This is a genomic window from Paucisalibacillus algeriensis (assembly GCF_000577245.1).
GTDB lineage: Bacteria > Bacillota > Bacilli > Bacillales > Amphibacillaceae > Ornithinibacillus.
The window spans coordinates 257,646-272,441 of sequence record NZ_CBYO010000016.1 but is presented as its reverse complement, the minus strand read 5'-3'; the positions used below and the strand labels follow the sequence as shown (position 1 = coordinate 272,441).

The following is a 14,796-nucleotide window of genomic DNA, read 5'->3' as shown; positions in this document are numbered from 1 at the left end:
ACAAGTAAAGGATATGGTGCTATGCTTTTTTTCACTGGGCTATTCTTCCTAGTAATTGCTGTAAGCTTGGATGGGTTTGGAGTTGGAGTCTCCTATGGAATGAGAAAAATACTTGTACCAAAAAGTGCTCTGGCTGTGATTATGGTTTGTTCAGGGATTGTCGTTCTGGTTTCCATGATTGTAGGTACTATGATGCATTCATTTCTGTCAGTTAGTTTTGCAAAAGTAATTGGTGGATCTATTCTAATCTTTATAGGGATTTTTTCTCTTATTAATACGATTCGAAGTCAAATTAAGAGAGTAGATAAAGATGAACATCCTTCCACACCTAATAATTTTCAAAATTTCCGAACCGTTATAACTACACCTGACAAAGCAGACCTTGATCGTTCTGGAACCATTTCGATTGGTGAGGCAATATTGTTAGGTACTGCCTTAGCATTAGATGCTTTTGGAGCAGGAATTGGAGCGGCAATTTTAGGGTATTCACCGATATACACACCTCTATTGATTGCCATTATGAGTGGAGCATTTGTCCATTATGGAATCAAAGTCGGTATTGTGCTATCTCAAAATAAAAGGTTGGAACGTATGAACTTTTTGCCCCCTGTATTATTAATTGCGTTAGGTGTATTTAATTTAATATAGAAAATGACCCGTAATCTAGTTAAGATTCCGGGTCTATCATACATTAGTGGTACTGACTTTATGATTCTTAGATATACTCAGAGTATTTATATAGAGTTCTTTTTCATTCAGATGAAACAACATAATAAAAACCCGAAATCCATTCCCGATTTCAGGTCTTTAATGTCTATCGATATCGTTGATGAATATTATTCTTTTTATACGTTGGATGCATGAACTCATAAAGTTCCAATGATAATGCTAAATTACGATTGGTGAATTGTTCTTTAAAATGATTTTCGACCAATTCAAATAACCGGTCACAAGCAGATTTCTTTACCTCATCCGACCGTCCACTCCCTATTTTTAACGTAACATGAATAAAAGCATCATCTTTACCAGTTCCATCTGCAACAACATAATCTTTTAGTTCAATTGCACGAGAGCGAATCCCACCAACTGGAAAAGTCCCTCCTTCTGCAATCAACGTTTCATTTATTTTCTTTAACAATCCCTTAATATCACCATCATCACGTAGATTATCCGTATATTCAACCGTAATATGTGGCACCTTGTTTCACCTCTTATCTTGCGAACACTGAATCGCCAACAATCGTATTTCTTAATTCCCCTATTCCTTCAATCCCTACGACAACTTCATCACCTTCCACAACATTCACCGTACCTTTTGGAGTACCAGTCAAAATAATGTCGTTTTCGTTTAAGGTCATAAAGCTACTTAAGTATTCGATTAAAAACGGAATATCAAAAACCATATCCTTCGTTGAGCCTTCTTGCTTAAGCTCCCCATTCACATAGGTATAGAGCTTCAAGTTCATTGGATCATCAATTTCTTCCTTTTCAACAAACCATGGTCCTATGGGAGTTAATGTATCCCGGTTTTTAACAGCTAGATTTGGACGATAATAGTTTTCTAGATAATCCCGAATTGCATAGTCGTTTGCTACAGTATATCCGGAAACAAATTGATAAGCTTCTTCACATTTTACGTTCCGTGCTTTCTTACCAATCACAACGGCCAGTTCACACTCATAATGCATCATCTCAACATTTCGAGGTCTACGGGTCTCACCGTTATGCCCCAATAGTGTATTTGGACCTTTTAAGAATACAAGAGGTTCATCTGGTGCTTTAAAACTGATTTCACTTGCATGGTCTGCATAATTTAAGCCTAATGCGAAAATAGTTCCCGCCTCTACTGGTGGTAACCAAACCACTTCCTTTTCATTCACAAATCTACCATCGGCAAGTTTTATTCCACCATTTACTTCAGTTGCTTCATGAATGGCACCAAAGCAAGCTATTCTAGCATGTTTCATACCTTTTCACCCCCAGCAATGCGAACATTTTCTAATACAAATCGGTTTTCCAAACTTCCAATTTGATCGATTTCAATTCGAATTGTATCCCCAACCGTAGCTACTGGGGGATTATGCGGTACCCCGATAAGTAAGAGATCCCCTTTTGCTAATGTCATATATTCTGTTACATCCTGAATTAGCTTTGGAATAGAACGAACCAAGTCTTTTACACTAGTAACCTGAATCAATTCCTCATTTTTAAAGGTCCAAATCATCAAACCATCTGGATTTGGCAAATTTTCTTTTGGAACAATCCATGGGCCAATTGGACAAAATCCATCTCGTGCTTTTTGTTTGATGGCAGGTCGGTAAAAGCTTTCATGGGGAACCGATACATCATTAACTATGGTGTATCCTTCCACATATTCTAAAGCGTTCTCATCTCTTACATTTGTTACAGTTTTTCCTATCACAACACCCAGTGTTGCATTGATTTCAACAGCTTCGACTCCATTAGGTATTGCAACTTCCCTTAGGTGTGCATTAATCGTGTTTCGTGGTTTAATGTATAAAATTGGCCGTTCTGGCGGATTATTATATGGGGCTTTACTAAATTCACTGCTAAAAGCATCCTTCTGTTCCTGAAAGTTTAATAAAGAACCATAGACAGTCCCCGAAACGGGAGATTGCCAATCAAAAGCATCTTCTGTGAGTTTCTCGCCTTTCCATTCAATGTGAGAATGCCCTACAAAGATATCCTCAAGTCCTATCGTAGAAGAAAACCTTGCTTTCGCTCGAAACAACATGAGTGCCACACTCCTATTTCATTAAATATACGTTTACTATATTCATAGGCTAACAGGCAGTAGAACCAATTTCTGATCCTAGCTGCCCGTAATCATTACTTAGTGTAGATATAAGATGAGTTTTTTCGGTTGTTCGACTAACTCAATAAAACGATTAGTAAACATCACAGAATCAGCCCCGTCGATAATTCGATGATCAAAGGATAGCGACATCGTCATGATAGAACGAATCACAATGTTATCATTTTCCATCACAATAGGTTTTCTTTTTGTCTTATGAAACGCAATAATACTCGCCTGTGGATGGTTAATGATTGGTGTTGCAGCTGTTCCCCCAAGTGGCCCAACATTACTAATCGTAAAAGTTCCGCCCTTCATTTCTGCAACAGATAATTTTTGTTCCTGAGCTTTTTTGGTTAATGCCTTCATTTCAACATGTAATTGTTTAATAGATTTTTTATCGGCATCACGAAGAACTGGAACTAGTAAACCCTTTTCTGTATTAGTTGCGAGTCCAATATGATACCCTTTCAACAGTCTAATGACTTGGTTTTCTTCATCTAAACATGCATTAAATAATGGAAACTCTTTTAAAGTAATAGTTAAGGCTTTTAGGAAAAATGCTACAACAGAGATATTTTCCCCTGATTCTTTTAGTTCCTTCCTAAATTCAAGTAAGTTTGTTAAGTCCGCCTCGTCAAAGTGTGTTACATGAGGAATAGTAGATAAAGATTCTGCCATTTTCATCGCAATTTGTTTTCGTATACCAGTAAATGGAATCGTGTCACCGCTAATTATGTTCGATTCCTCCACTTCTTTCATATCTGGTTCTACTGCTACCTCAACTCGGGATTCTCCCTTACCATCTCGTTCACGAACAAATCGAAATATATCCTCATCCGTAACTCTTCCAGCTGGGCCGCTACCTGTAACTTGCTCAATATCAACGTCATTCTCTCGAGCAATTCTTCTTGTATGTGGTGCAGCAATAATTCGTTTTGGTGGTGTCCTGACTTCAGGCTCTACTATTTGGTTTTCCTTTTTCTCTGGAGTTAATACCGCTGCAGAAACCTCTTGTTCGGAGCCATATGAGGATACTGTCGCGTTCTTTCCATCATCGATTTCTAGTAATACGGACCCGATTGTAATCGTTGATCCTACATCAACATTAATTTTCTTTACCGTACCGGAAGTTGGTGAAGGTATTTCAGCAACCATTTTGTCGGTTTGCATTTCCACAAGGGGTTGGTCGACTTTAACCGAATCCCCAACCTTAACGAAATAATTTACTACTTCACCCTCAGTCATGCCTTCTCCAATATCATGAAATTTCACTTCAACCATTGGTTACACCTCATTTTTAAATATCCACTTCGGGCTTCTCTGTCTTCGATAGAAATTATTCCGTCCGCGCTGTTCTTCAAGACGTTGCTGGCACTTACGGTTAGCCGCCTCTAGGGTCGTAATCGCATCAAGCTCGGATTGCTTGTAAATTTCCAAGATAGATTGATAGATTGCTTTCGTCTTCATAAGGACACGCGCTTTATTTGCTCCATATAATTCATCTGCTACTTGAATTAACCCACCAGAATTGACAATATAATCCGGTGCATATAGAATTCCTTTTTCATGCAATAGTTTCGCATGATGTTCTGTCTTTAGCTGATTATTTGCAGAACCAACAATTGCCCTTACCTTTAACTGATCGATTGTTTCATCGTTTAATATTCCTCCCATTGCACATGGGATAAAAACATCTGCATCTACATGGTAAATATCATCACTTTCTACTACAGTTACATTGCCTGTATGGACCTCTGCCTGAGCTTGAATAGCAGCTATTGCATCTTTATTAATATCGGTAACAACCAGATTAGCACCCATTTCTAATAGCTGTTGACCTACCTTATATCCAACTTTCCCCAGTCCTTGAATAGCATAGGTTTTTCCGGACAACGTCTCGTCACCAAAAAGATATTGAGCCGTTGATTTCAAACCATAAATAACACCTTGGGCAGTAGGAACTGATGAATCTCCGCCACCACCAAACTCAACGGGAATTCCATTAATGAAATGTGTTTCCTTTGCTGCTTGCACAAAGTCATCCATTGTTGTACCCATATCAGTCCCAGTATAAAATCTACCATTCAATGAATCTACAAATTGTCCATATGCACGGAACAAAGCGGAAGTTTTATCAGTTTTAGGGTCACCAATTATAACACCTTTTCCACCACCAAAATCAATGTCAGCAGCGGCACATTTATAGGTCATACCTTCTGATAATCGAAGGACATCATCTAATGCATCATCTAAACTAGCATATGGATACATCCTTGTACCCCCTAGTGCAGGGCCAAGGGTGGTGTTGTGAATTGCAATGATTGCCTGTAAGCCGGTACTAGGGTCATTACAAAATACGACCTGTTCATGTCCACTTATCTTTTCAAAAATATCCATTGTCATCTCGGATGATTGATCTAATTGCTGTTTCATGGTCTTACCCCCAATCAGCAAATTTAAAATCTATTATTTTACCCGTTCACTATTTTCTAATTCTCGATACTTTCCCTCATAAAATGCTAGTGGATCGCCTTCTCTTATAACCAAATCTGTTACTTTCCCTATGAAAAGGGTGTGATCACCTGCATCAACTTCATCATGTAATTCACAAACCATATTTACCAGTGCTTCTTTTATAGTTGGCAGCTCATGAAACCAATGAAAATCAATATCCCTAGTCTCATTAATTTGGCCAGCAAAATAGGCAGACAGATCTTTCTGGTCTTGTTTTAAAATGCTAATTGCAAATTTCCCAGAACTTGGAATATAACGTTTCATGGTCGCTTTATGATCAACCGATACTACTACCAGTTTTGGATTTAAGGATACAGACATAAAAGCATTTGCGGTCATGCCATGGATTTCTTCACCTAGCTTGGTCGTAACCACCGTAACACCGGTTGCGAATTTCCCCATTGCGTTACGGAACATACGATCATCCATTATTTGACCCCCTTTTCACTTTTTTCGTGTTATTACACCATTCCTTATGGAAAGGAGTTCTTGTGATGAACATTTTGAACTCTATTCGCTAGGAAATGTCGATGAATGCGCCTCTCATGAACTTTTTAAGCTTCAATTGGTTACGAAATGTCGATGAGAGCACCTCTCATGAACTTTTTAAGCTTCAATTCGTTACGAAATGTCGATGAGAGCACTTCTCATGAACTTTTTAAGCTTCAATTCGTTACGAAATGTCGATGAAAGCATCTCTCATGAACTTTTTAAGCTTCAATCGTTACGAAATGTCGATGAAAGCATCTCTCATGAACTTTTTAAGCTTCAATTGGTTACGAAATGTCTATGAGAGCACCTCTCATGAACTATTTAAGCTTCAATTGGCTACGAAATGTCGATGAGAGCACCTCTCATGAACTTTTTAAGCTTCAATTGGCTACGAAATGTCGATGAGAGCATCTCTCATGAACTTTTTGAATTTTCATTCTCAACGAAATGCCAATGAAAGCTCTCCTTTATGACTAAATCACAAAAGTTGGCTTATGCTGTTCAAGCTTTGCATCCTGTGGCTCTACTACTTTTCCTGTATGCACATTTAATACAGTTGAAGCTTCTGTAAACCACTTGTCAGGGGCAGCGTGACCCCAGAATGTCTGCCGCATCGGATCATTAATATCCCAACGGATTGGTTCAAAATCAGGATCGCTAGTTAGGTAATCACCACTATATAATTCAATGCGATGTCCATCTGGATCGCGTAAATAGAGGAAGAAGGCGTTTGATAATCCATGTCTTCCTGGACCACGTTCAAGCGCTTCGCCGTAGCCCATCGATGCAAGCACATCACAAGTATGAATAAGTGCTAATTGGTCTGGTAGCCAAAAGCCAATATGATGGAGTCTAGGACCTTTTCCATTCATAAAGGCAACATCATGTACATTCTGCTTACGGTGCAACCATGCTGCCCAAACATTTCCTTCTGGTGTATCTGTATATTCTGAGCAAGCAAATCCAAGCTTCTCTTTATAAAAGGCATAGGCTGCCTCAACATCAGTCACGGCACAATTAAAGTGATCAATTCGTTGCATCCGTGACCCTTTATATAAATCATAACGTTGTAAAAGACGATCCACTGTATCCATTTCAGCAAAAAACTCTAACGGTAAACCAGAAGGGTCATTAACCCTTAATGTACGACCTAGGGCATGTTGTTCTCCCTTTTCCACCCATTTTGTAGCACACCCCTCTTCTTCAAACATTAGGGCCAATGCTTCTAAATCACTATCGGAAGATACTTTATAGCCTAAAGCTTCCACAACTGGTGAATCAGATTTTTTCAAAACTAAACTATGGTGGTTATGTTCTTCCAACCCACGCAGATAAATATGCTCATGATCGGACTCTGTTTCAATAAAGCCTAAGGCATCTACATAGAACTTTCTTGATACTTCAAAATCCCGAACATGTAGAATAGCTCTAGCGCAGCGAATCACGTTATAGTTCATCTAATTCCCCCCTTAATTGGAAGCTTTAACGCCACTAGATTTTTTCAAGAAACTCTCCACGTACTGCTTAAACGGTTCTTTGTCATAACCATCAAAGTATGTCATTCCCATTCGAATTGGATCACCAAAAAAGTAATACTCATAATGCGTTTGTCGGCTACCGAATGCACTTAATGTCATATCCCATGCCAAACGGAATAATTGTACACGCTCACGCCCTTCAAGATTTTTTCCTTGTAATCCACGGTGGATAATTGGTCCAATCTCAGCATGATTGAAGTCTGCTTCCGTTGGAATACCCATTAACCCTGATGCCCCTAAGATACGAACAATTTCCGTTAGTCTTGGGTAAACTCTCGGATACCAGTTACGCGCTGCATCAAGAGCTGCAAAGTCAGGTGTCATCGTTCCTGATTTATCTAACTTAGCATTATGCTCTGCACGATATAAGTGGGATTTCATTGTCTCTAGCGTAAGCATGATTTCTGATCCTTTTTCTTGTACATGCTGAAACCCATCAATACCAATCGCATCCATCATGCTAAGCGCAACACCTAAGACAAATTCCGTCTTCACAATGTTTTTTGCAAGGACTTGGTGCGCCATGTGGACCACAGCATTTGTTTCTTTAAATGTACGATTACATACGGAAGAGTTACCACAAACAAAAACGCGCTCCCATGGTACAAACACATTTTCAAAAGAAACAATTGCATCTCCTTCTTCAAAACGTGATCCAAGTGGGTGATCCCATTCATTCTTCCCATAATCAAAGGACTCACGGCTAATAAATTTCAAGCCAGGCGTGTTATTAGGAATCGCAAAAGCTAGTGAATATGGGTCATCAAGCTCTCCGGCCTTTTTAACAGTCGAAGGGAACACCAGTATTTCATCTGTAATACCACCTTGTGTAGCTAAAAGACGAATTCCATCAACTATAATCCCATCTGGACGCTCTTCCACTAAATGAAGCGCGACATTCGCATCCTTTTGTTGATGTTGCATCTTAGCACGGTTTACTTGTGGGTGAATAAGTGTATGTGTTAAACTAATATCATTTTCACGAGCATACTCATAATAATTACGAGCATTCTCTGCAAAACGAGGGTCACCCTCTGCAAATAGGCTATTATTCACACCCATCGCCATTACTTCTGCGTTTAAGTAGTCTGGTGAACGTCCCATCATCCCACCAGAAGTTCTAGCCCATTCCTGCATTGCTTCACGTCTCATAATCAAATCCTCAACAGTTCGTGGCTGTAAGAATGTCATTCCTACCTTATCTCCTGTAGTCGGAGAAGTATAAAGCATTTTCTCAGGCTTCTCATACTGTAAATCATATAGGTTAGCCATCGATTTAATGACATTTTTAAAAGCAGGATGCTCCGTTACATCGTCTACTCTTTCTCCATGGATATAGATATTGTTATTCGCCTTTTTTAATCCTTCAATATAATCTTTTCCTGTTTTAGCTGGCATGTTAAAGTCCCTCCTTATTTTTCTTTTTCTTTTCCGAATTGTGGTATATGATGATCGCCAATTGCGACATGAATTGCTTTTGGTTCCGTGTAAAATTCGAAGATGGCAAAATGTCCACCTTCCCGTCCGATTCCACTAGCCTTCATTCCACCGAATGGAATACGTAAGTCACGAACGTTTTGTGAATTGACCCAAATCATTCCGGAATCAACTGCTTGTGCTACTCGGTGAGCCCGCTTAATATCATTTGTCCAAACATAGCCAGCAAGACCATATTCCACGTCATTCGCCATTTGGACAACTTCCTCTTCGGTCTCAAATTCAATCACTGCCATAACTGGACCAAAAATTTCCTCCTGGCAAACTCTCATCTCATTCTTGGCATTTAATAGCAGTGTTGGAGGGACATAATTTCCCGAAGTAAATTCCGGAGGGACAGTCCCTTGGAATACCTCACAGCCTTCTTCTTTAGCAAGTTCGATATAACCAGTAACTTTTTTAAAATGTCCCTTATCAATTAATGGGCCTATCTCCGTGTCGTTATCTTTTGGATCTCCTACTACAATATTTCGGACACGTTCTTTTAATGCAGCAGAAAAGCTTTCTTTTAGGTTTTTGTGTACAAACACTCTTGAATTTGCTGTACAACGTTCCCCGTTAAAAGAGAAGATACCCCAAACCGCTGCATCCAATGCTTTATCAAAATCTGCATCATCAAACACAATTAGTGGCGATTTACCACCTAACTCCATGGAAGTTTTCTTTAAGGAGTCTGCACTATTCTTAATAATGTGTTTTCCAGTCGTTGTTTCCCCAGTAAATGAAATAGCTTTTACAGATGGATGTTTAACAAGCGATTCTCCGGCTGATTCCCCAAAACCATGAACAACATTAAATACCCCTTTTGGCAGCTCAGCTTTCTGAATAACATTTGCTAAAATATTGGCCGATAATGGCGATAGTTCCGCAGGCTTTAGCACAACGGTATTCCCAGTTGCTAAAGCAGGTGCAACCTTCCATGTTAATAACATAAATGGAGCATTCCACGGAGTAATCAAGCCCACAACACCAAGTGGCTGATAAACTGTGTAATTAATAAACTCAGCATCAACCTGATAGGCATCCCCATGCATTCTTGCTTGCACCATTCGTGAATAAAAACGGAAGTTCTCCGCTCCCCGTGCAGCCATTTTACGAGTTTGACTGATTGGTAGACCGGAATCTAGTGACTCTAAGTGGGCTATGGTTTCCGCCTCTTCCTCAATTAAATCTGCAATTCTTTCAATATATTTCATTCGTTCTTTCAGTTTCATCGAACCCCATGGACCATTAACAAAAGCTTCTTTCGCTGAAGAAACTGCTTTATCTATATCAGCACTAGCTCCTTTTGCTACTAAATTCATAACATCATTCGTAAAAGGGTTAATATTTTCAAAAGTTTCCTCACTTACTGCATCAACAAAGTCGCCATTTATGTAGAGTTTTACATCCTCTAGCTTTTCGCTCAAATTCTGCCCCTCCTATAGACTCACATCTTCTGTGATTAATTGGTAATCTAGTAATACTTCTCGAATTTCAGCCTGAATCTCAGGTGATGGAACATCTAATGGTTTTCTTAAAATAGGTTTAATTTTACCCATCATTCCAAGTGCAGCCTTTACCGGCGCAGGGTTGGTATCACGGAAAAGAACATCGTTTAATGGCATTAATTCATAGTGCAAGCTTTGAGCACCTTGAACATCACCTTCCGCCCAGCGGTTATAGACTTCCGCTACTTCTCTTGGGGCCACATTTGCTGTAGCACTAATATGACCTGCTCCCCCAATTGCTAACATTGGATAGCAGAGAACTTCAATGCCAGAGTATAGATTAAAATCACGGCCACAATGGAGTAATACTTTATTAACATGTTCAAAGTCTTTATTAGATTCCTTTACCCCGATAATATTTGGGCAATCCTCAGCAAGCCTCGCAATTGTAACCGCTTCCAAATTTATCGCCGTTCTACCCGGAATGTTATATAAAATGATTGGAATATCTACTGAATCTGCAATTGCTTTGAAGTGTTTGTATAAAGCGTGTTGGTTAGGTTTGTTGTAGTATGGGACAATGACCATGGCACCGTCTGCTCCCATTTCTTGTGCAGCCATAGTCATGCGGAGTGTTTCTTGGTGGTTTGTTGATCCGGTTCCTGGGATAAACGGAACCCGTCTATTGACAGTTTTGCAGGCAATTTCCATTACTTGAATTCGTTCCTCAACCGTCATGGAACTTGGTTCACCTGAAGTTCCTGTAACGGAAATCCCATGACTGCCACTTTCAATTTGCCAATTGATTAATTCCTTAAACTTATCAAAATCAATGCGCTCGTCTTCATGAAATGGTGTTATCACAGGTGCTATCGAGCCTCGGAATCTTTCTTTTGCTTCTTCAAAAGCCATTTGATTACCTCCAACTCTAGATTCTAATAAATTGAATAACTATAAATTTTCTGAACAGTTAAATCATATATGATTTCATATGTCATGTCAACAGGAATATATGCTTCGTTTTGGCCTGATTACCAAGTATGTGCCTATAACAATCAATCATCCTCCCAAACCTTTAAAACTTGGTCTCTTCTCGCTTAACCATGTTCCTGTTATTTATAAACTTGTGACCTTTCCCAATTCCAAAAGTCATCTTCCTATTCTAACTCACATTCTGCCCTATCCCCAGTACCTTTTCCACATGAAAAAAGAACTAGATAAAAGTTCCAGTTCCCCTCTCAAGAAGTAATAGTATTGGTTTGGATTAGATTCTTACGTCGTTTCTCAAAATTCTCCGCAGTTTTCACTTTATGAGCACGAGCAACACGTTCTATTTCTTCTGTTTCTCCAGATTCTAATAATGCAATAATTTCTTTATGCTCAGCAATTGATTCCTTTACACGTTTCGAGTATAAGGTTGATCCTGTTCCCCGTATGGAATCAATTCGGTTCCAAGTATTTTGAATGGATTCCATTAAAAAGGTATTTCCAGATTCCTCGCAAATAATCCGATGGAACGTCGCATTTAGTTTGCTAAACAGAATAATATCAAATTCTTCCAGTGCCTCCTCCATTAACCGGTTTAGTTCATGTAACTGACCTAATTTTTCTTTTGGGAAATTCCTAGCTGCTAAGGATGCAGCATATCCTTCTAGTAATGCAAGAACATGAACCGTGTCCAAATAATCGGATTCATTCACTTCCGCAACAACTGGTCCTACATTTCGTTTATAGACGACTAACCTCTCCGCTTCTAATTGGCGAAGTGCTTCCCGAACAGGGATGGAACTTGTCTCTAACTCCTTTGCAATTTGATCAATAACAATTCTCTGGCCAGGTACATACTCGCGTTCAATTATTCTACCTTTGATAATACGATATACTTTTTGTTGTTTATTTTCTTTTATCATAATACTTTATATAGTATAGGAAATGATATATAATGTCAATATTCTGAAAACAAATAATCTAAAGTTGACATTTGTTTACATGAAAATTTGTCTTTAGTTTCTATAGCGATGGTAATTTAGCAAGTTTCTCCATATAATAGAATTACCTTTAATAAACGGGGGATGGAAAAATGGAATTTTATTGGGCTGGCTTATTATTCTGGTCACTCCTTTTTTCCGGGTTACTATTTTTCATTGTCGGTCTTCTCAAGAAATCACCTCTTATTCTATCTATTAGTGGTGCGTTATTCATCTTGCCAATGCTTTACTTTTTAGGAGCAGAGCATGAATACAGATTACTTATTTTTATACCACTAATTCCATTTGGTCTAGCTTTATTTCATAGAAAAACAGTATAATATACAATTATACCTGCACGCATGTTCTAACATGGAGTGCAGTTTTCTTTTTTAACAAAACCTCAAATTAATGTATTCTTCATGTAATCTTCCCATTTGAACTACTCCCACATCCAAGACTGTATGATAGCAATTGAAATTTCCCAGGAAATTTTTTGAAGAATTTTGTCGATGATGGTGAAATTTCTATTTAAGCATTTCACTATTATATAATATTTTTTTTAAAATAAGGCGGTATTTTCATACTTTCCCCTTGACACCTATTGTGCATAATGTATATATTGTATATATATACTATATACAATAATAGGAGGTGCCAATTTGAACATTGTAATTTCCAACACCAACAAAGATCCGCTTTTTCATCAAATAAAAGAACAAATTAAACAACATATCTTTTCCGGTGAATTAAAAGAAGGGGATCCACTTCCTTCTATGAGGCTTCTTGCCAAAGACTTAAAGGTTAGTGTAATTACTACCAAACGAGCATATGAGGAGTTAGAAAAAGAGGGTTACCTTGTTTCCGCAGTTGGAAAAGGAACCTTCGTTGCTGGACAGCAGCCACATGTTTTAAAAGAGTGGCAAATTCGGGAATTAGAAAATGATCTAGAAAAGTTAGTGAAGGCCGGAAGACATATTGGCCTTTCGAAAGAAGATTTAATCGAAATGATTGTGATTTATTATGAGGAGGAAAGTTGATGAATACCGTTGAATTTCAACATGTCACTAAAAATCGTAAAGATTTTTCTATCGATAATTTATCTTTCACAATCCCAAAAGGGTATATCACGGGATTTATCGGACCCAATGGTAGTGGAAAAACAACTACAATCCAAATGATGATGGACATTATTCAGATTGATAAAGGAGATATTTCTGTTTTCGGTGAATCTCACAAAGATCACCAAATAAAACAAAAGATTGGTTTTGTTTATGATGAACTTTATATGTATGAAGATTTCACCATAAATAATATGAAGTCTTTCATTGCTCCAATCTACGAAAATTGGAATGAGGAACTTTATCAAAAATATGTGAATATATTTGAACTCCCAGTAAGGAAGAAGATTAAAAAGTTTTCCAAGGGGATGAAAATGAAAACCTCCCTTCTGTTTGCATTAAGCCATGAACCAGAATTTATTGTAATGGATGAACCAACGTCTGGACTGGATCCAATTTTTCGTCGTGAACTATTAGATTTATTGCAGGATTTAATGGTTAATGAAAATCAAACTATATTTCTTTCGACACATATTACTAATGATTTAGATCGAATTGCAGATTATATTGTTTTTATTTACAAGGGAAAAATTCTCTTTCACAAAAGCATGGATGAGATAAGAGACATTTTTCATGTAGTAAAAGGAGCAAAAAACATGATTGATGAGGACACAAAGGGATTATTTACTGGACTTCAAATCACAGATATTGGATTCCAAGGATTATATGAAGGTAATCCTACTATATTTGAAACATATGAAGATGAAGTAGTGGTTGAAAAAGCTACTTTGGAGGATATTATGTTTCTCATGACTCGGAAGGAGGAATAGGATGTGGCAGTTATTTATTAGAGATTGGAAATCTACAAAACTATACATTCTTGTATTATTTGCTGTTATTCCAATTTCGTATGCTATTCATTTTCCTAGCTCTGGTATCTTTATATGGGCTTTACTAAGTCTCTTATTCATCGTTTTTCTTATAGAGAAACAGAATAATGTAGATCTGTTTCTAGTAAGTCTTCCATTAAGAAGAAAAGAGATGGTGCTTGCTAGATATATATTTTTAATATCACTTTCTATTATATCTATTGGATTTCTTTGGTTAGTGGATCTTTTTTTTCATAATGTGTTACCATCCTTTGGATTCTCAAGGTTAGACTTAATTGACATTATTCAGCAGTTTTGGGTAACAACATTATTATTCTCTATTTATGTCCCTGTCTTTTATTATTTTAAACAGTTTATCCATGCAGCGATATTTTTCATTATATCATTCACTTGCTTGATCTATTTAAATGTATTAATGGTTGGAAACCCGCTCATTACATTTGATGATCCAATAAGAGCATTTATTATTGAGCTCTATTCCATCCAACCATATCTAATGCCTATCTTACTATCGATAATATCTTTATGTATTTCTTATCCAATATCTGTACAACTACTTATTCGAAAAGACATTATATAGGAGGTGCAA

The 14,796-nt window shown here is 37.8% G+C and carries 16 protein-coding genes; 5 read left to right on the top strand and 11 right to left on the bottom strand.

All coding sequences use genetic code 11. The annotated features are described in order from the left end of the window. Positions 1-21 precede the first annotated feature (21 nt). Positions 22-648 carry a sporulation membrane protein YtaF gene (gene ytaF, locus TY11_RS13480; protein WP_042147026.1) on the top strand — a complete coding sequence of 209 codons (627 nt, stop codon included), beginning with the start codon at positions 22-24 and terminating at the stop codon, positions 646-648. 166 nt (positions 649-814) lie between these two features. Here the strand turns inward: ytaF and TY11_RS13475 are convergent, their stop codons facing one another. The 11 genes from TY11_RS13475 to TY11_RS13425 all read right to left on the bottom strand — a co-directional run bounded on the left by TY11_RS13475 (position 815) and on the right by TY11_RS13425 (position 12,199). Beyond that, entirely contained in the window at positions 815-1,198 is a 384-nt protein-coding gene (locus TY11_RS13475; RefSeq protein WP_042147023.1) for a 5-carboxymethyl-2-hydroxymuconate Delta-isomerase, read from the bottom strand. A 13-nt stretch (positions 1,199-1,211) separates the two neighbouring features. After that, positions 1,212-1,967, bottom strand: a complete 756-nt coding sequence (locus TY11_RS13470; protein ID WP_042147019.1) for a fumarylacetoacetate hydrolase family protein — start codon at positions 1,965-1,967, stop codon at positions 1,212-1,214. Beyond that, positions 1,964-2,755: a fumarylacetoacetate hydrolase family protein gene (locus TY11_RS13465; RefSeq protein WP_052345835.1), complete on the bottom strand. Its 792-nt coding sequence runs from the start codon at positions 2,753-2,755 to the stop codon at positions 1,964-1,966. Before TY11_RS13465 ends, TY11_RS13470 begins: the two co-directional genes overlap by 4 nt. Before the next feature lie 99 nt (positions 2,756-2,854). Then, positions 2,855-4,099 carry a dihydrolipoamide acetyltransferase family protein gene (locus tag TY11_RS13460; protein WP_042147016.1) on the bottom strand — a complete coding sequence of 415 codons (1,245 nt, stop codon included), beginning with the start codon at positions 4,097-4,099 and terminating at the stop codon, positions 2,855-2,857. 3 nt (positions 4,100-4,102) lie between these two features. Continuing rightward, complete coding sequence (locus tag TY11_RS13455; protein ID WP_042147014.1) at positions 4,103-5,251, bottom strand: Leu/Phe/Val dehydrogenase; 1,149 nt, start codon at positions 5,249-5,251, stop codon at positions 4,103-4,105. A 33-nt stretch (positions 5,252-5,284) separates the two neighbouring features. Beyond that, the gene (locus TY11_RS13450; RefSeq protein ID WP_042147011.1) at positions 5,285-5,761 is read right to left on the bottom strand and encodes a flavin reductase family protein; all 477 of its coding nucleotides are present in this window, start codon (positions 5,759-5,761) and stop codon (positions 5,285-5,287) included. A 536-nt stretch (positions 5,762-6,297) separates the two neighbouring features. Then, entirely contained in the window at positions 6,298-7,281 is a 984-nt protein-coding gene (gene hpaD / locus TY11_RS13445) for a 3,4-dihydroxyphenylacetate 2,3-dioxygenase (RefSeq protein WP_042147008.1), read from the bottom strand. A gap of 12 nt (positions 7,282-7,293) precedes the next feature. Beyond that, positions 7,294-8,760, bottom strand: a complete 1,467-nt coding sequence (hpaB, locus tag TY11_RS13440) for a 4-hydroxyphenylacetate 3-monooxygenase, oxygenase component (RefSeq protein WP_042147004.1) — start codon at positions 8,758-8,760, stop codon at positions 7,294-7,296. 14 nt (positions 8,761-8,774) lie between these two features. After that, entirely contained in the window at positions 8,775-10,268 is a 1,494-nt protein-coding gene (gene hpaE, locus TY11_RS13435; protein WP_042147001.1) for a 5-carboxymethyl-2-hydroxymuconate semialdehyde dehydrogenase, read from the bottom strand. 12 nt (positions 10,269-10,280) lie between these two features. Continuing rightward, entirely contained in the window at positions 10,281-11,201 is a 921-nt protein-coding gene (gene hpaI / locus TY11_RS13430; protein ID WP_042146993.1) for a 2,4-dihydroxyhept-2-ene-1,7-dioic acid aldolase, read from the bottom strand. Positions 11,202-11,527: 326 nt separating this feature from the next. Then, positions 11,528-12,199 (bottom strand): GntR family transcriptional regulator, encoded by a 672-nt coding sequence (locus TY11_RS13425; protein ID WP_042146991.1) that lies wholly within the window; start codon positions 12,197-12,199, stop codon positions 11,528-11,530. A gap of 170 nt (positions 12,200-12,369) precedes the next feature. Here TY11_RS13425 and TY11_RS13420 point away from each other — a divergent pair, with 170 nt between their 5' ends. From TY11_RS13420 to TY11_RS13405, 4 genes are all read left to right on the top strand, one after another. Continuing rightward, positions 12,370-12,597 (top strand): hypothetical protein, encoded by a 228-nt coding sequence (locus TY11_RS13420; RefSeq protein WP_042146989.1) that lies wholly within the window; start codon positions 12,370-12,372, stop codon positions 12,595-12,597. 321 nt (positions 12,598-12,918) lie between these two features. Then, on the top strand, positions 12,919-13,296 hold the full coding sequence (locus tag TY11_RS13415) for a GntR family transcriptional regulator (RefSeq protein ID WP_042146986.1): 378 nt from the start codon (positions 12,919-12,921) through the stop codon (positions 13,294-13,296). Continuing rightward, entirely contained in the window at positions 13,296-14,147 is an 852-nt protein-coding gene (locus tag TY11_RS13410; RefSeq protein ID WP_042146982.1) for an ABC transporter ATP-binding protein, read from the top strand. The genes TY11_RS13415 and TY11_RS13410 overlap by 1 nt, the downstream gene beginning before the upstream one ends. Before the next feature lies 1 nt (position 14,148). Next, positions 14,149-14,787: an ABC-2 transporter permease gene (locus TY11_RS13405; RefSeq protein ID WP_042146980.1), complete on the top strand. Its 639-nt coding sequence runs from the start codon at positions 14,149-14,151 to the stop codon at positions 14,785-14,787. Positions 14,788-14,796 lie beyond the last annotated feature (9 nt).